This is a genomic window from Flavobacterium sp. AC105, assembly GCF_979258495.1.
Window position 1 is genome coordinate 1,772,627 of the sequence record NZ_OZ409860.1, and the last position, 18,300, is coordinate 1,790,926.

15 protein-coding genes are annotated in these 18,300 nt (G+C 30.9%); 7 read left to right on the forward strand and 8 right to left on the reverse strand.

All coding sequences use genetic code 11. The annotated features are described in order from the left end of the window. The first annotated feature begins 58 nt into the window (after nt 1-58). From ACZ0AH_RS07985 to ACZ0AH_RS07995, 3 genes are all read left to right on the forward strand, one after another. On the forward strand, nt 59-649 hold the full coding sequence (locus ACZ0AH_RS07985; protein WP_463475278.1) for a Crp/Fnr family transcriptional regulator: 591 nt from the start codon (nt 59-61) through the stop codon (nt 647-649). Between the two features lie 126 nt (nt 650-775). After that, nucleotides 776-1,324: a carboxymuconolactone decarboxylase family protein gene (locus ACZ0AH_RS07990; RefSeq protein WP_463475279.1), complete on the forward strand. Its 549-nt coding sequence runs from the start codon at nt 776-778 to the stop codon at nt 1,322-1,324. Between the two features lie 274 nt (nt 1,325-1,598). Beyond that, a complete protein-coding gene (locus ACZ0AH_RS07995; RefSeq protein WP_463475280.1) occupies nt 1,599-2,420 on the forward strand; it encodes a phospholipase A in 822 nt (273 codons plus the stop codon). Nucleotides 2,421-2,495: 75 nt separating this feature from the next. Here ACZ0AH_RS07995 and ACZ0AH_RS08000 read toward each other — a convergent pair whose 3' ends face one another. Then, on the reverse strand, nt 2,496-6,758 hold the full coding sequence (locus tag ACZ0AH_RS08000; protein ID WP_463475281.1) for an alpha-L-fucosidase: 4,263 nt from the start codon (nt 6,756-6,758) through the stop codon (nt 2,496-2,498). 626 nt (nt 6,759-7,384) lie between these two features. Here ACZ0AH_RS08000 and ACZ0AH_RS08005 point away from each other — a divergent pair. Further along, the gene (locus tag ACZ0AH_RS08005; RefSeq protein ID WP_463475282.1) at nt 7,385-7,882 is read left to right on the forward strand and encodes a GNAT family N-acetyltransferase; all 498 of its coding nucleotides are present in this window, start codon (nt 7,385-7,387) and stop codon (nt 7,880-7,882) included. A 54-nt stretch (nt 7,883-7,936) separates the two neighbouring features. Here ACZ0AH_RS08005 and ACZ0AH_RS08010 read toward each other — a convergent pair whose 3' ends face one another. The 7 genes from ACZ0AH_RS08010 to ACZ0AH_RS08040 form a co-directional block, all read right to left on the reverse strand. Next, nucleotides 7,937-8,398: a GNAT family N-acetyltransferase gene (locus ACZ0AH_RS08010; RefSeq protein ID WP_463475283.1), complete on the reverse strand. Its 462-nt coding sequence runs from the start codon at nt 8,396-8,398 to the stop codon at nt 7,937-7,939. Next, complete coding sequence (locus ACZ0AH_RS08015; protein WP_463475284.1) at nt 8,388-9,818, reverse strand: TolC family protein; 1,431 nt, start codon at nt 9,816-9,818, stop codon at nt 8,388-8,390. Before ACZ0AH_RS08015 ends, ACZ0AH_RS08010 begins: the two co-directional genes overlap by 11 nt. A gap of 106 nt (nt 9,819-9,924) precedes the next feature. Beyond that, nucleotides 9,925-10,335: a hypothetical protein gene (locus ACZ0AH_RS08020; RefSeq protein ID WP_463475285.1), complete on the reverse strand. Its 411-nt coding sequence runs from the start codon at nt 10,333-10,335 to the stop codon at nt 9,925-9,927. Between the two features lie 70 nt (nt 10,336-10,405). Further along, nucleotides 10,406-10,816 (reverse strand): hypothetical protein, encoded by a 411-nt coding sequence (locus tag ACZ0AH_RS08025; RefSeq protein ID WP_463475286.1) that lies wholly within the window; start codon nt 10,814-10,816, stop codon nt 10,406-10,408. A 500-nt stretch (nt 10,817-11,316) separates the two neighbouring features. After that, nucleotides 11,317-11,727, reverse strand: coding sequence for a hypothetical protein (locus ACZ0AH_RS08030; protein ID WP_463475287.1), 411 nt, complete (start codon nt 11,725-11,727; stop codon nt 11,317-11,319). Nucleotides 11,728-11,797: 70 nt separating this feature from the next. Beyond that, nucleotides 11,798-12,208 (reverse strand): hypothetical protein, encoded by a 411-nt coding sequence (locus tag ACZ0AH_RS08035; RefSeq protein WP_463475288.1) that lies wholly within the window; start codon nt 12,206-12,208, stop codon nt 11,798-11,800. A 10-nt stretch (nt 12,209-12,218) separates the two neighbouring features. Beyond that, on the reverse strand, nt 12,219-12,983 hold the full coding sequence (locus ACZ0AH_RS08040) for a hypothetical protein (protein ID WP_463475289.1): 765 nt from the start codon (nt 12,981-12,983) through the stop codon (nt 12,219-12,221). Nucleotides 12,984-13,245: 262 nt separating this feature from the next. On the opposite strand from ACZ0AH_RS08040, the gene ACZ0AH_RS08045 reads away from it, so the two are divergent. From ACZ0AH_RS08045 to ACZ0AH_RS08055, 3 genes are read left to right on the forward strand one after another with little or no spacing between them, the layout of a single operon-like run. After that, nucleotides 13,246-14,835 (forward strand): hypothetical protein, encoded by a 1,590-nt coding sequence (locus ACZ0AH_RS08045; RefSeq protein WP_463475290.1) that lies wholly within the window; start codon nt 13,246-13,248, stop codon nt 14,833-14,835. After that, nucleotides 14,828-17,008 (forward strand): peptidase domain-containing ABC transporter, encoded by a 2,181-nt coding sequence (locus tag ACZ0AH_RS08050; protein WP_463475291.1) that lies wholly within the window; start codon nt 14,828-14,830, stop codon nt 17,006-17,008. Before ACZ0AH_RS08045 ends, ACZ0AH_RS08050 begins: the two co-directional genes overlap by 8 nt. After that, nucleotides 17,001-18,284, forward strand: coding sequence for an HlyD family efflux transporter periplasmic adaptor subunit (locus ACZ0AH_RS08055; RefSeq protein ID WP_463475292.1), 1,284 nt, complete (start codon nt 17,001-17,003; stop codon nt 18,282-18,284). The genes ACZ0AH_RS08050 and ACZ0AH_RS08055 overlap by 8 nt, the downstream gene beginning before the upstream one ends. Nucleotides 18,285-18,300: the final 16 nt, after the last annotated feature.

Here is an 18,300-nt window from a genome sequence, read left to right on the forward strand (position 1 = left end):
GGATTTTCTCTTACTTAAAGAAAAATTTTGGGTAAAGATTATCTTTTGATAAATAAATATGGACCAGTATCAAACATTAATTCAACACATCAATAAAAGAATTTCACTTAATGAAGATGAAATGCAGGAATTTGTTTCTTGTTTTAAACTTACCAAAATAAAAAAGAGACAATTTATTATTCAGCCTGATTTTGTTCCGAAATATCGAAACTACGTTGTACAAGGCGCCTTTAGAGCGTATGTTGTTGCAGACGAAGGAGCAGAGCATACGATTCAGTTTGCTGTTGAAGATTGGTGGATTTCAGATTATAGCTGTTATATATCTCAACAGCCGGCATCTATGTTTGTTATGGCAATGGAAGACAGTATCATATTGCAGATTGATTTTGAAAATGAGCAAAAACTAAAAGCAAGAAATCATAAATATGAAACTTTTTTCAGAATAATGGCTGAAGGTTCTTTTGCAGGAATGCAGCGAAGACTTATTAGCAATCTTACCAAAACTGCGGAAGAACGTTATAACGAATTCGAAAAAAAATACCCTTTGATAGCAAATCGTGTTCCGCAATATGCACTTGCTTCTTTTCTGGGAATGACGACTCAATATATGTCAAAGCTTAGAAACGCCAGGGTTAACAAAAAAAGTTAATCTAGTTTCATCTTTTTTATTAATCCAGTTTCGGTTTATTTCCTAATCTACTTGAATGTAACGACGGTAGTTTTTGCTGCAACTTTGTAATGTCAATAACGACAAATAATTTAATTATAAAGTGCTATGAATACTACATCTAATAAAATTTTTACAGTTCCTTCTCGTGAAGAAGTTTCTTCAGACAACCAAAATATATTTGATAATCTTCAAAAAAATCTTGGCTTTGTTCCGAACTTATATGCTTATTTTGGAAAAAACGATACTGCATTAAATGATTATCTTGGATTTCAAAATCGCAAAAGCACGCTTAAAGCGAAAGAAAGAGAAGTAATCAATCTTGTAACCAGTCAGATAAATGAATGTGAATATTGCCTTTCTGCACATACAATATTGGGCAAAATGAATGGTTTTACTGATGAACAGGTTTTAGAAATCCGCAGAGCTAATATTTCATTTGATACTAAATTAGATGCTTTGGCAAAATTTACTGCAGCTGTAGTTGAAAATCGTGGAAAAGCTTCGGCGAAAGCTGTCGAAACCTTTTTTGCAGCTGGTTACACTGAATCAAATATGATTGATGCAGTTATTGTTGTTGGTGATAAAATCATCAGCAATTATATTCATAATCTAACACACCTTGAAATAGATTTTCCATTGGCAGATAAATTATAAGCAAAATTTATCATTTAAAATAATAGGAAATGCCACAAAGGTATTTTTAAGAATTGCATTTATCTTTTGATAAGTGAAGTACTAAAATTAAAACCCACTCAACTGAGTGGGTTTTGTTTTTTAACTGGAAAATTTTAATTTCATTGTGGGTTAATAAGTTAAAAAATGCGCTCTTATTTATTGAGTTAACTCTCATTTTTATTGCGTCAATATGATTTATTAGAATAATGGACATTTATAGAAGTTAAGGATTATCTCAATTAATTTTATATAAATGCGTTTTAAATACCTATTGCTTTGTTTGATTTTATTTTCATTCAAATCAAATTCACAAATTTTAGAAGAGAAGAAAAATTTCCGCGCGGCAGATTCCTTGTTGAAAGAGCCCAGTTTTTCTGTTCATAAAGACAATTATTTTTTAACAGGAGTTCCAATAAACGAACCCATCACCCGAAATACTGCTGATGTAAAATATCAGGTAAGTTTTAAATTAAGATTGAAATCAAAACCATTATGGGGAGGTTTTTTTCCTTATTTGATGTACACTCAAAAAGCATTTTGGGATATTTATGCAAGTTCAAAACCATTTTCAGAAATTAATTTTAATCCTGGAGTTGCCATTGTTCGTCCGTTTTATTTAAAAGGCGGAAGGTTAACGTATGGAACAATTTCGTTAGAACACGAATCAAACGGAAGAGATTCTATTTATTCCAGAACCTGGAACATGCTTGCTTTTTCGTTAAAATCGCAAATTTCTCCACGATGGACAGTTGGATTGCGAGGATGGATTCCGCTTGTTGATAAAGAGGATAATCCAGGTCTTACACAATATGTTGGGTATGGCGAAGCGAGCGCAACGTATCAAATTCAACCCGGAAGATGGAGTGCCGATATTCTTTTCAGAAAAGGGAGCGGCCTTATCAATTATGGATCGTTGCAGACACAGGTAAACTGGAGACCTTATAAAAAAGAAAATTATTATCTTACGCTTCAATGGTTTGTGGGTTACACCGAAAGTTTGATCGATTATCAGGAACACAAAAGCATGATTCGTTTGGGCTTTACGATAAAACCTGAAAATATGGGAATTTTTTAAAAATAATATAGGAGAAAAATGGCAACAAGCGTCGCTATTTTTCTCCTAAGATTATCTTTTAATCGATTTTTATTTCTATAATAAATTTTGATAAAAGGTTATATTACGGACGTTTACAGGATCCCAGCCTCCGTTTGAGATTCGGTGCAATTCAATATAATAAATTCCTTCTTCGAGATAAACATCACCTAATTGCTTGATTTGATAGTTTGTAAAATTACTGTTGATTGTAATAAACGGATAAATAATACTTGAAATATCTTTTATAATCAATTGAAATTTACCGGAATAACCCGCCAGTTCACATTGCCAGCGATAAATTCCACTCTCATTTACTTTTACTCTCCACGAAACATAATTAGCTGCATTTGTCCATGCGCCAATATTATAGTTAGGCGGGTTTTCTATTTTGATTCCGCTTCCGTGCAGTATAGCATTTTGAGCAGGAAGAACAAGGGTTTTATCTGGATTTTGATTGATAATTGGAGTTTTATCAATATAAGGGTGAATCGAAATCTGACGCACATTTACAGGATCCCATCCTCCGTTAGAAATACGATGCAGTTCTATATTATAAATACCAATAGGTAAATCAACCATTCCGATAGATAATATTTGATAATTGTTAAAACCACTTGTTGTAATTGTAAAAGGGTACGGACCCTGATCTGTTCCGTTTATTTTAAGCACGAACTGTCCTGAATAACCAGAAACAATTGCGTCCAGAAAGAAGTTTCCTGGATGTGTAACTTCGACGTGCCAGGTAGCAAATTTAGTATCATCCGTCCATCCGGAGAGATTTGGTATTGGTCCATTATCAATGCCCATTCCGGTTGCAGTAGCATCGACCGCATTCAAATTAAGTGTATTATCCTTGTATTGTTTAACAAATGAGAGCAGAATTTCTACAATTTCAGACATTTCTAAAACAATAGTTGTACTTATAGTATCCAGAGGATTGGCAGGAACCGGAATAATATAACCCGATCCTTTGTCATTAGGCATTATATTAAGAGCGGTTTTGGTAATATCGGCAAGAAAATAGGCTTTTACGACAGTTCCTTCGCGCAGATCAGGAACTACTAAATTTCCATCATTAGGCCAATTATCGCTAAATACATGTAGGTATAAATGTTGTTTTCCGTCTACAATTCTACGTGTAACTCGACCCCAGGACAATTGTTTCGTATATGGGCTGTGCTGGGCTTTTTCTATAGCCATTTTATTTATAGCCATCCAGGCTGCAAATCCACTGAGCCTTTGTATGGCTTCAGGCGGAAATGTTCCGTCTCCTTCAGGACCTACATTCAAAAGAAAATTACCTCCTTTGCTAATAATATCAATCAATTTTTGAATTAAATCTTTTTCGGTTTTCCAACGCGGGTCATAAGCATCATATCCCCAATTATCATTCATGGTCATACACGTTTCCCAATCAGTTCCATCGCCGTTTGGTGGCATATTTGGAATGTTTTGTTCCGGAGTTTTAAAATCTCCGGTCAAACCATCTTCCATACGGTTGTTGAATATCAAACGGTCTGATCCGGGAATATTTTTGATGGCTTTCATCATTCGATAACGGAATTCAGGTGTACTCCCGCTTCCCATATCCCACCAAATCAGATCGATATTATAATCATTAATCATAGTTTGAAGATGAGGAACTACAATAGTATCCGTATATTGTGATCTGTCTTGATAAGAAGCTTCATGACTTGATGTTGTATTTTGAGGAATCCATCCCATTCCTCCCGGATTCATCCAATCTAGGCATTGCGAATAATAAAATCCAATTTTTAATCCTGCGGTGTGTGCTGCAATTACCAGATTTTTCAAAACATCAGCAGAAATATTCGTATGATCCTGAATATTATATCCCACGTGATGGGTATGCATCAAAGCAAAACCTTCGTGATGTTTTGCCGTAACGACAATATATTTCATGCCCGCATCTTTTGCCATTCTGACCCATTCTAATGCATTAAAGTTTTGTGCCGTAAAATTTTGTTCCCAACGTGCTTTGTATTCTATTCTCGGAATCTGCGCAGCAAACATAATCCACTCCGCATATTGACCACGTTGGTAAGGTTCTCCCGTAGTCGGATCTGTTTTTATGGTTTTATCCGGATTAATCCATTCTGGGCGATAACACGAATAATAATCCTGCATCCAATATTCAGGATGTACATATGTGCCTGATTTCAATAATGTTGGACCTGTATAATGCCCCGCTAATCCTGAGTACGCGCCCCAATGTACAAAAAGCCCTAAACGCGCTTCACGCCACCACGCCATTCGTTGGTCTTTGTGCACTTTTGTTTCTTCGGTTGCTATATAAAGATTATTACTCATCTTAGTAAAAAGATTCTTATTGTCATCACGGCCTCTTACTGCGAAATAATAAATATCAAATGAATTAAGATTGTTTATAGTTATCGAATTACTGCTAACATTTTCGTGAAAAATACCTGCTTTAAAAACATCGTATGAAGTTACTCCGGGAAGTAAATCCCACGATAGAGAAACAGAATTTGTCTGAACATTGGTCGCTTTCAGTTCTTTAGGATTGTTGCTGTAGAAAGGATCAATATCAATTTCGGTATCGCTAAAAGTCAATTGATCAATATAAATAATATCCCCAATTGCCCGATTATCAGTAAAATCAGGCTGAATACTAAGACCTTGGATATCTTTTATCTTATTGGTCAATAAATCAAATACGGCTACTCCCCATTCATTTTGTTTGTCTAATGGACTTTGGGATAAAAACTCTGTTCCAATACCAATTCTGATTTGAGAATTTGGATTATTGCGATAATATTTCATGTACAAATACTTATATTCAGAAAGCGGCTCTTTTAACGTACAGAAAAATCCTGCCCACTTAATAGCATTATCAAGTCTTTTAAATTTCAGGACTTTATTACTTTGGTTCAATCCTGTTTTATCCGGATTATCTGTTACTTTAATCTCCATCGAACCTGCGGGATTGATATTGATTTTATCTGTAAAGTTTATTTGGCCATTTTCAAAATTATCAAGAACAAGAGGTTCCCTAATTAGGAGACGCGGATAATAATCCGGTTTAAACTGTATTTTGCCCAACGCAGTCTGGATTTCCGGAGCCGACATGAAATATTCCCAAAGCAAACCCGAACGATAATTTTCGATCATACAAATAATCGGACCCTGATCGATAGCCAGATAACTGCTATCGACCCAATTGGCAGTTTCGTTAAAAGAGTCTATAAATCCCGCTTTTTCGTTCCAGATTTTCGATCCTAGTTTTTCATATAAATATCTCAGGGCGGCCAATGATTCTTTTGGTGTATAAGGCATTGCCGAAATAGCTGCTGTTGGCGCAATTACACCTCTGTCATTTCCGGGAGAATGCGCGCTGTAACCCGTATCTCCGTCACATGCAGTTAATCCCCAGGCTTTGTTACTGCCATATCCTGTATATCCAAACGGGTTTTCTTCGCAATATGCCCTGTTTATTAAGGTATGAGCCCGATTTTGCTGAAAATAATTTACATCATTATAACTGTCCCTTAAATTTTTCGGGTTAAACCCGAGAAAAGAATAATGAGAGAAAAATAAAGGTCCGCCTTTTGCATTTCCGTTACCTATTGGAAGTGTAATATCATAAAACTTTTGATTTTTTGTTTTATAAGTATCGCCGGATGACCAGCCTGTTTGCCATAAACTGGGATCGATAGCATGAGTTGGCGAAGCAATAGCCAGCAAATACGTAATCATACATTCGTTCCAGCCAACAATACCCAACTTCTTCACGTTTTGCAAATCATTAGTACAATGCCAAAATAATTTATTTGACCCGAATGTAAAGTAATTCCAGTCGACGTTATTCCAAAGTATATTAATCTTAACAACCAGACTTTGTTCGGCCAATATGGGCTGGTTAAAATACTGGCGTGCCGTAATTAAGCCCTGAAACATGAAAGATGTTTCGACTAAATCGCCTCCGTTATCATCCTCACCAAACGGAATAGTTTCACCAGTATTTGCATCCATCCAATGGGCAAAAACTCCTTTGTAATTTGTTGCCGAGTTCGTTAAAAAATCAACAATGTTCTCCATACGCTGCCGTCCTTGTTCTCTTGTTATAAATCCTCTTTCAATGCCTACCAAAATGGCCATCACTCCAAATCCTGAACCGCCTGAAGTAACTGCATTTCCAGCCGTTCCTGAAACCGGAATACGTTCGTATGCCATTCCTGAACTTGCTGCATAATCCCAAAAGTATTTAAATGTGTATTGTTGCGTTTTTGTGAGCAACTCTTCGTCTGTAAGTGGTAATACAGTAGCTTTTTCCATAAAAATTAATTAATTAAGGTTATAAATAATAGTAAAACAAGGCAGTATATTATTGCGTTTTAAGCAACATAAAATGTTTTAAACAAAGCAAAAAAGTAAGATTAGGCTGAATTGAGTATGCGATAAAATGTGTACTTGTTTAATGACTTATTCGAGATGTGGATAAAAATTTCGAATCTCAAATTTGTTTCCTGAGTCTGTTAAACGGTCTAAAGGCTTTTCTATGAATTTTCCTTACAAATGGATATTTGATGATGAGAACTTACAAATAATGGTAAAGCCTGATTGTCTTTCAAAATAAAATAATCAGTTTTTTGTTATCTGTAAATCAGATTGTTACTAAATATCTAATACGAATATATTAATTATTATTAAAGTGCACAATACAAAATGTACTATTTTACTTAATTTTATTTTCAATATATTATTAAATATCCTGCTTTTGATTTTATTTTTTAAAAAGGAAATGAAACTGGAATAGCGTTTTTTATATAGAAAATTGTCTATTACTTTCTGTAAAGAGCATGTTGAAATTTTGGCTATTGCCGAATAAAAAGATAATAAGGAAGTTTGGAAAATATGATAAGAGTTCGAGCGTTTTTATTAATTTTAAAATAAAAAAGAAAATGATTCGACTCGAAAAATTCGAAAAGGAAATGTACAAGGATTTGATTTCCTGGGTTAAAAGTAAAGAAGAATTAATGCTTTTTGCAGGACCTAAATTTAAATTTCCGTTAACCGATGAACAACTGAATACTTCATTATCTGAAGAAGGAAGATTTGCATTTCAGGTAATTAACGAAAATAATAACTTGCCTATTGGACATTGTGAAATTTATTTAACGAATGATACGGCAGCTTTAGGCAGAATTTTAATTGGTGATAAATCTTTTCGTGGCAAAGGTTTAGGTCAAATGATTGTAACGGAATTGCTCAGTTTTATTAAAGAAAATATTGATCGTAAAAAAGTAGAACTCAATGTTTTTGATTTTAATGCTGCCGCAATAAAATGTTATGAAAACGTTGGTTTCAAAATCAATAAAAACAAAAAATCTGAAATTGCAATTAATGATGATACTAATTGGACTTTACTGAATATGAGATTGGATTTAGGAAATAATTAAAGCATTAGATTTTTAAAAATAAAAAACATCATCAAGTGTCTTGATATTATAAAATCAGTATTTTTCATATACAGTGTATTTTGCCTTATAATTAATTTTTTCAGGCAATGGTTCATCATTAAAACTAAATATACGGAGTTCTAGTTTATTTGCACCGCCATTTATAAGCCTCTCTTCAATATCATTCATCATAACTCGCCCAATACCTTTTCTTTTTGAATTTTCATCTATGGCAAGATAGAGAATCTCACCAATTACCTGATCTTTTAAAATTAAATGATTATGTATTTTTAATAATTTTCCAATAGCAAAGCCTACAATTTTTTTGTCAATTTCGACAACGGTTAGTATAAGATTACTATCTTCTTTAAAAATGTCTTGAAACATTCTATTATAACGATCCTTAGGAATAACGCTTCTTAAATCCTGATTATTGTGGCTGTGTCTGGTATCAAGTTCTATAAAAAGAGGCAAAATGTGTTTAATATCTTTTATTTCTGCTAATCTAATTTTCATTTTTTATAATTTCAATTAAAGTCATTTCTTCCAGCTCAATAATTTTATTGTAAATATTCTGGGTTATATTTATTTTTTCGGTTAGAGATTTAAAGAATAAATCCTCGGCTTCGGAATAATCCATGAATAAAATTTTTTGTGCATAAAGCAACATTTCCATCCTGTTTAGTTTAACTTTCAAAAGATCGGTTTTTGATTTTTCAATTGTTAAGCTATATAGTAAATCATTTATTTCTTCATACAAAAGTGAAATACGCTCGATGTTGAGCGTTTTTTCTTGTTCTAAATTCAGTACTTCAATATCATATTGAGTTCTGGCCACTTCTAGTTCAGTACGTTTTTTTCCAAAATCTAATACGGGAACATTTAATGAAATAGAAAAATTTTGGCTTTCATTTGGGTTTTGAAAGATATATTTATATTTATCTGCCGAGTTATTGAATCCTGCTCCAAGAGATAAATTTGCTGCATAAAACCTGCTTTTTTCAAGTTGTTTAATATTTTTTTCATAGCTTAATAAATTGTTTTTTTCAACTATATAGTAGAGATCTGTATATTTATTGATATAAAATTCTAATTCTTTAAGATTTTCATTTAATACAGGAACTGCTAAAGAATCTAATTTGTTAAAAAGTTCTCCTTTGAAAAAAGCATTAATACTTTGTATTTTTAGATTTTCTGTTTTATCAACAAACCTTAAGTTTTTTTGCTCATTAAGCAGTTTTAATTCAACATCTATTGAATCATATGCCATTGCTCTTCCGGCCTTAACAAGACTTACTACATATTTTTTATACTTATTGGCTACATCTATTCTTTTTGCTATTAAATCTTTTTCATTTTTGATTTTCAATAATTCAAAATAATGCCTGATTGCTTTTTTCTTTATTCCAATACCATTTTTGATAGTGACGATATTATTATAGTCGAATTTTGCGTCCTGAATTTTCTTATCCCATTTCATTGCGTTAAAGAAATTTAATGGCTGAGACAGATTAACACCAAACCAGGAGGCTGAATAAGATGTAGAATTATGGGTATCTCCAAATAAATCTAATCGATTTAAGGAATTAGAAATAGTTACTTTTCCTCCGGTAAAAGGAATTTTTTGTGAAACAGACAAATTAACCCTGGAATTAGCTGAATTTGATTCCTTAAAAGCAAAAGTTCCATCAGGCTGACCTACTTCTGAAATAGACCGATTATAACTTGGAAATGTAAAACTTAATGCAACATCCGGTAAAAAACCTTTATTGAATAAATCACTTTCATTTTTATTCATAATAATATATTTTGCTTTTTTAGAACTCTCTATGGAGTTTGCAGAACTCTCTATAAAATCATCGACTTTAAGTGTTCTTTGAGAGAAAGCAACTAAGCTTAAGAAGCATAGTAAACCCGTAAAAAATATTTTGAACATAATTGTATTATAAAAAAAACATGGGATTTATATTCTGTTTTTACTTTTTAAATTAAAGGGCAGTAAAGCCGAAGTGATCAATGCATAATTGAAATATTGCAGTCATTTATCCACACAAATAAATAGTTAACAATCTCCCTAGAGCATACATTCCTCCACCAAATAAAGAAAATAGAACAACTGAAATCTCATAATAATAATTTGTAGGCTTTTCTTTTTTGAGTTCTACATTATCAAATAGCGGTTTTAAAAACTTTTTACTGAGCAAAAGATAATAGTATATACCAACAATTATAAAAAAGAAAAGTAAAGGTCTGTTTAAGAATTTTAGGTTTAATTTGAAAACACAGGCAATCACTACAAAAAGCACAATAGAAATCAGAAAAATCATGACTCCCATACCATTTCTTACAACTCCAAAAGCGAGCCTCTTGGATTTTTCTTCATCTTCTTTGTAGTATTTATAATAAAGTGAATTAAAAACCACTTCATAATACAAAACCAACTTTGACTTCATAACTTTTTTTTATAAAAATCAATCCGTTGATATTAATGTTTCAACGGATTGAAGTTCTTTTTTTTTTAGACTACCCACATAAATAAATAGTTAGTAATCTACCTAAAGCATACATTCCTCCACCAAATAACCCCGCTAAAATAATTGTAATTAGATAGTGATAATTTTTTGGAGGTTTTTCTTTTTTGAGTTCTATATTATCAAATAATGGCTTTAAAAACTTCTTAGTTAGTAAAAGGTAAAAGTATAAACAAATACCAGTAATTACGAAAAATACCGGTCCGGTCAAGAAGCGCATTTTTAATTCGAAAATACACGCAATAACTACAAGAATCACTATAGAAAACAAAAAAAATGCCGCTCCTATAAGATTGCGTATAGCTGCATAGGCATCTCTCCTAGATGTTTCTTCATCTTTATTTTGACTATAATAATAAGTATTTAGAAACATACTATAAAACAGAAGTAATTTTGACTTCATAACTTGATTTTTCCTTTTTACATTATCTACACAAATAGAAAGTTAGTAACCTACATAGCGCATACATTCCTCATCCAAATAGACAAAATGGAACAACAGAGATTTCATAATAATGATTCGAAGGTTTTTCTTTTTTTAGTTTGACATCATTAAATATTGGTTGTAAATACTTTTTGGTAAGTGATAGGTAAGAAAAACCAACTACAATCATAAAAAAGTATCCAATAGGTCTATTTCCTTTTAAATCTATATTTATGTTATAAATGCAGGTAGTAGCTACAAAAAATGCTAAGCAAAACATAAAAATAACTACTCCAATGGCATTTCGTACTATTGAAAAAGCGAGTCTTTTAGACCTTTCCTCATCTTTATAGTACTTATAATAAAGTGAATTAAAAACGATTTCATAATATAAAAGCAACTTTGATTTCATAACTTTTTATAAAAATCAATCCGTTGATATTAATTTTTCAACGGATTGAAATTCTTCCTTTTTTAGACTATCTACATAAATAAAAATTAAGTAATCTACAAATAACAAACATTCCTCCGCCAAATAACCCAACTATTATAAGTAAGCCAATAAAAAATTTTAGAGACGCTTTTTCCTTTTTCAGTTCTATACCTTCAAATATTGGTTTTAAATACTTTTTGGTGAGCGATAGATAATAGAAGCCAATTACCATCATAAAAAAATATGCTGCGGGTCTATTTCCTTTTAAATCTATATTTATATTATATCTGCATGTAACAACTACGTAAATGACTAAAAGAAGCATGAAAATTGCAACTCCAATCATATTTCTGATAGCGTAATAGGCATATCTTCTTGATTTTTCTTCATCGTACTTAATGCTGTAATAATAGGTGCTAAGCAATTTTTCGTAAAATTTGAGCATTTTTGATTTCATAATTTTTTTATAAAAATCAATCCGTTGATACTATTTAATAATATCTCAACGGATTGAATTTCCTTTTAGATTATCCACACAAATAAATAGTCAACAATCTACCTAAAACATACATTCCTCCGCTAAATAAGCCTACTAAAGCAATTGTAAATATGTAGTAATAATTCTTCGGAGGTTTTTCTTTTTTAAGTTCTACGTTATCAAATAATGGTTTTAAAAACTTCTTAGTTAGCAAAAGATAATAATATAAGCAAATACCTATAATAATGAAAAAACCAGGTCCATCTAAGAATTTCATTTGTAACTTGAAAACACAGATGATAACTGCAAGAATTACCACTGAAGATAAAAAAATTGCTAATCCAATAAGATTTCGTATAGCTGCATAAGCATCTCTCCTAGATGTTTCTTCATCTTTATTTTGGCTATAATAGTAAGTATTAAGAAACATACTGTAAAATAAAAGCATTTTTGATCTCATTTTTTATTTGTTAATCCCAATCATAACTTAATTCCTGTGCATATTTTCCAGCGCTTGTATTAGGAGCATAATTATTGTTTTCAGCATAAGCGGTACCTACAAGACCTATCATTATTGATAATCCTCCACAGATTATTGAATGTGGTCCTGGAACCATAGCAACGCCTCCCAAAACAGTAGAAATTGCATTTAATGTATCACTATCCTTCCAAGGATCTTCTCCTGTTATTGCTTCTTTGGCCGCAATAATGACCTCACGTCCGCCAATTATAACCCCAACGGCACCAATTTTATTTCCAACAGCACCTAGTGTCTTCGCAGAGAAACCTATTTCTTTGGTTATAGCTGATATTCCCTCTAATGCTGTTCCAGTAAATCCAGCCGCAAGTCCTGTGGCATTAACAGCGCTTCTTACTTGGTCATCAACGTTTTTAGACTCCTCAGCACTAGCATTGCCCTGGGCATAATGTAACATATAATTAGGGTCAATAAAATGCTCACCATAATCATGGCCTGCTCCAGAACCACCGCCGCCGTAACCACCACCTTGGTCACCCCAAGAACTACCATCTTCATATCCGCTATCACCCCAGCCTCCGGAACTGCCTCCGGAACCTGAACCACCACCACCAAGACCAATAATAGTTATTCCATCACCATTATCATACCAGCCTCCATTAGGTGGTTCTTGATTATTAGAACCTCCAGAGCCCCAAGCTCCATAAACACTTTGTTGGATTTTTTTTTCAATCTCCGGGAATTTTAAATTACTCATACTAAACTGATTTTAAATTAATAATTTTTAACATCTAACATTAATCTATAGCAAACCATAGAAGTTTTTTTAATTCGGGGGAATAAAAATTTTAATATCAATTCTGTTTTTTAACCTGAAAAAAAACATATTTAAAAATTATCTAATGATTTAACAGTTGATAATAGTTATTTAATATTAAATTTTTACATTTGCTAATGTAGGAAAAATAATAATATAAAATATAAATTTGTAATAAAAATAATACAAAAATAAAATGAAATTGAATAGAAAAATAAAGGATGAAGTATCCTTATTTATAAATGAATATTATTCTAATCAATATGCATGCCTGATATCCGGAAGTTTTGTTGAAGGATTAAATAACGAATTCTCAGATATAGATGTTATTGTTTTTGCAAGTGATAGAATTACAGTATTTAACGAAACACTTTTATACAAAGAATTGAAAATTCAGGTTATAGTTATTTCTGTACAAAATGTTCAAGAGATTTTATGGATTGATTATATAACGCGTAAAGGTGCTTTTATCAATATGATCTCAAAAGGAATTATTGTTTTTGATCAGGATAGTTTTTTAAATCACTTGATTTCTCATACAAAAGAGCTGGAATTATTAGGAGGGAAAAATTTAACTGATCGGGAAGTTTATATGTCAAAAGTAAAAATAACATCTTTGCTTTTTGATATAATGGGAGGAAATGATGTCGATGAACTATTGTTTTCAATAACTGAACTTTTAGATTTAATAACTGGATTTAAACTCAAAATGCACAAACAATGGTGCGGAGACGGAAAGTACAGGATGAAACAAATTAAGAAACTGGATAAAGAATTTGAATCACAATTAATAACGTCAGTAAATGAAGTTTATGGTAATAAAAATAAGATCCCATTAATTAACTTAACTAAAAAGCTTTTAGACAAGCATGGTGGTTTGCTACCTTATTATTCTACAGCAAATTTACTTTCAAAAGTATCCGATGACTATTTAATTATTGAAATTGAGAACGATTTAAATTTAGAGAAAGCAAAAAAAACGATGAAGGTTTTAAGTGAATTTGTAAAACAAATTCGCTTGCAAAAAATTAACTGTTATTTCTTTTTGTCTAAACCTGTAACTGTAAACAAAGAAGATCAGAATATTTATATGGCTATTGAAGCCGATAAAAATTTCATTAATGATTATCTCATTGAGCGTTTAAATTTTTTAGTTAAAAATCGACAGGATTTATCGAAATTATCATTTCCTTTTCAGCTTGATCTTGTATATAGATTTTCAACAAAGAGTATATATTCCGCTGTAGCGCCTTTATTCCACAATGTTTCCAATTTAATAATTGGGAAACCAAATAGGATATTTAATACTTCTTTTCAAATTGAATTTTCATTTCAATTCATGCAAAAAATAAAAAAAATATGGTTTCACAACAACTCTAAAACTTTTATTGCTTTTAATGAATATTTGTTAGAGTGTTGGTTGCCAATTGTATATGATAATGGAATGAGCTTTAAAACTATAGATTTAATAAAGAACAAAAAGAATGTATTGCTAAAGTTTGAAACTATGTATGAGGACCAAAAGGAAGGATTGTTCGAGAATTATACTAGTGAAAAAAATACTGAAAAATCAATTTTACAACTTCTTAAAAGTATTACTGAAGTCACAGATATTCATAATATTCCTTTTTACAAAACATACCCAACAACAAATAATTTAAGCGATATAAATATCAAACAATGGAGTTTATATAGGGAAACCTTATATGTTTTATTTTCAATACTATTGATAGACAATAGATTACTGTCATATATCCCATTTGTTATACAAAAATTAGAATTAAATGATTAGATCTTTTCCTTATTATCCACAGCAAAATTCATTAACCTGTGGTTTAACTTGTATAAAAATTATTGCTAAATATTATAAAAAAATTATAGACGTTTCGACCTATTATAAAACTCTGGGGCCAAAAGGACTTTCTATTTATGATTTATGCAAAATAGCTGAAAACATTGGTTTTAGAGCGCAAGCTTTTAATGTTAGTATAAATGATTTAAAATCAATTGCAAAACCAATAATAATTCACTGGGATGAAAATCATTATGTTGTATTATACAAAATAAAAAAAAACTTCTTTTATATTTCTGATCCTGCAAAGGGGCTTTTAAAGTACGACCTCAATGATTTTACTAAAAATTGGGTAAGCAGCGAAAATAGTGGAAAAATTATTGTCCTTGAAGTTTCAGAAAAATTTGCAGAACAAAAAAACAGTAAAGGGAATTATTTATCAGCACTTGAGTTTTTATTAAGGCATCTGTCACCGTATAAAAAAAAAATAGTTCAGCTATTACTAGTAATGATCATCATTTCATTGGTCTACGCTTGTCTGCCTTTTATAACCAGATCTATAATTGATGTTGGTATTGAGGGAAATGATTTTGATTTTATTACAATAGTATTAATAGCTAATGTTTGTCTTTTATTGTTTAAAAGTATTGGAGAATGGATTAGGGCATCCATTTCTTTACAGATTGCAAATAGGATTAAAATATCTATAGTAACGGATTACCTTATTAAAGTTTTTTCTTTGCCGGTAAGCTTTATAGATGGTATGCTAATGGGGGATATAATGCAGAGGTCTAAAGATCAGGAAAGAATTCAGCAATTTGTTTCCAATTCAGCTATATCAGTAATAATGGCTTTTTTCATCATTACGATATATAGTATCATACTTTTTGTTTTTAATAAATTTTTATTTTTAATATTTTTCATCGCAACGATCCTGTATGTTTTGTGGGTATTGTTTTTTTATGAAATTAGAAAAAAGATGGATTTGAAATATTTTCAACTCATGGGAGAAAATCAAAGTTCCTGGATTGAAATCCTTAAAAATTTTGAAGACATAAAACTCAACAATTACTCTTTAAACAGAAGATGGAAATGGGAAAAAATTCAAGGGTTATTGTATAAAATAGAAATTAATTTATTAAACGTAGACAGGACACAACAATTAGGAGCTGATTTCATTAACGGAGTCAAAGATATTTGCCTAACTTTTTATGGAGCTTATTTAGTAGTTCAAGGAGACTTAACACTAGGGACATTTATTTCAGTTCAATTTATTATTGGTCAACTAGGAACCCCCGTTGCAGAATTAATTGCATTCATAAGGATGGCGCAATCCGCCTTTATTAGTTTCTTAAGAGTTAATGACATCAATAATATCCCAGAGGAGCAAGACAAAACTAAATCTTTAATAACTGAATTTGATCATGCAAACAATGATATTCTCTTTAAAAATGTATCTTTTAGATATAAGGGAGCAAGTAAGAATTCATTAAATAATGTAACATTTGGTATTCCTGAAAAAAAAATAACAGCTATTGTTGGTGTAAGTGGTTGTGGTAAAAGTACATTACTCAAATTGCTAACAAAAGTATATGATGAATATCAGGGAGAAATTTTTATTGGACAGAATAACTTAAGAAATTTCGATAATGATTTTTTAAGAAAACAAACAGGAGTGGTTTTTCAAGAAAGCACACTATACAAAGACACTATTCTAAATAATATTGTTTTATCAGATGAGCAGAATTATAATCCTAGATTAATTGAAAAAATATTACCGTGGGTAAATTTAAAAGAAGAATTATATGCTCTGCCAGAAGCGTTAAATACAAAACTTGCGGAAGGAGGTAAAGGACTTAGTCAAGGACAGAAACAAAGATTACTATTAGCTCGGGCTCTTTATAAAAAACCTAAACTTTTAATTTTAGACGAGGCCACAAATGCCATAGATTCTATAAGTGAAAATAAAATTTTAGATGTTTTTGCAAAAGGCCTGAAAGACCAGACCACTATTTTGGTTTCTCATAAACTAGCAACTGTAAAATGTGCAGATTTCATAATTATGATCGATAAAGGATTTATTGTAGATGGAGGAACATACGAACAATTAATTGAAAAAAAATCATTCTTTTATAATCTATTTAAAGACCAAATGCCAAATGAAAATGGATAATTATACCGAAAAATACGAATCTGAAGAGCTTAAAGAAATATCATTAGCCGGCAATATTAGCAGTTATAAAACCATCATTTTTTTTATTTTATCTTTTCTATTTCTTTCAGTTTTAATAAGTGCTTTTATAAAATATCCTGAAAAAATTATAGGCCGGGCTTATGTTGTTTCAGAAAATCAAATAAATAATATTTATTCTCCAAATAGTGGTGAGATCCTATTAAGAATAGAAGAAAATGCAGATGTTAAAAAAGGAGATCTTCTCGCCTTAATTAATAGTCCAACAAATTATGATGACTTGGTTAAACTGAAAACTCAATTGAGCATTATTGATATTAATAATATTGAAAACTCAATAAATAGATTAAAATTTGACAAAACATTAAAATTAGGTGAAATAGAAAAATATTACTATAACCTTTTGCTAGCCATAATAGAATCTGATAACATACTCAGAATCGATTTAACAAAACAAAAAATCACGAATTTAAAAGGGAAAACCTCTCGTAATAAAGAAAATTTAAAAATAGTAACATCTGGAAAAACTTTATTTGACGAAAAGGCAGAAATTTTAAAAAAAGCTTTTGAAGTAGATTCTTCATTGTTTGCTTTTAATGTGATCATTAAAGATAAAATGGACGATTCCAGACTAAACATTTTAAATTCTAAAGAAAAAGAATTGTCTATTGATAAAAGCAGACAAGACATTATTCATTATAATGAAGACTTGAAAGATGAAACGCAAATATTAGAAAAAGAAAGGGAAAAAAATATTGCATCAACTATATTTAATGTAAAAAAAGCATTTTTTGAACTTAAAACTGCCATAGATTTTTGGGAACATAATTATACGATTAAAGCTCCTGTATCTGGTAAAGTGGAATTTTATCAGCCTTTTTTTAATTCTACCCAATATGTAAAAAAGGACAGTCCTTTGTTTATTTTACTGCCAAAAATTACCAATATATATGTAAGAGGAATTATGTCTGCAGATGGCTATGGTAAAATAAAAACAGCAGATACTGTGTTTATAAAACTTAGAGATTATCCTTTTAAGGAATATGGAGAACTAAAAGGGGTTATACGAAACAAATCAAGAGTTTATCATGACACTATTTATTATGTTGATATTAATCTTCCTAAAGGTTTGAAAACTAACCATGATAAATTTATTGATTATTCATATAATATGTCAGGTCAAGTAGAATACTATACTAATAAGAGGAGTATTCTACAACGAATTTTCAGTGAAGTGCAGAATTCATTTGAGAGATAAAACCATGTAAAAACTA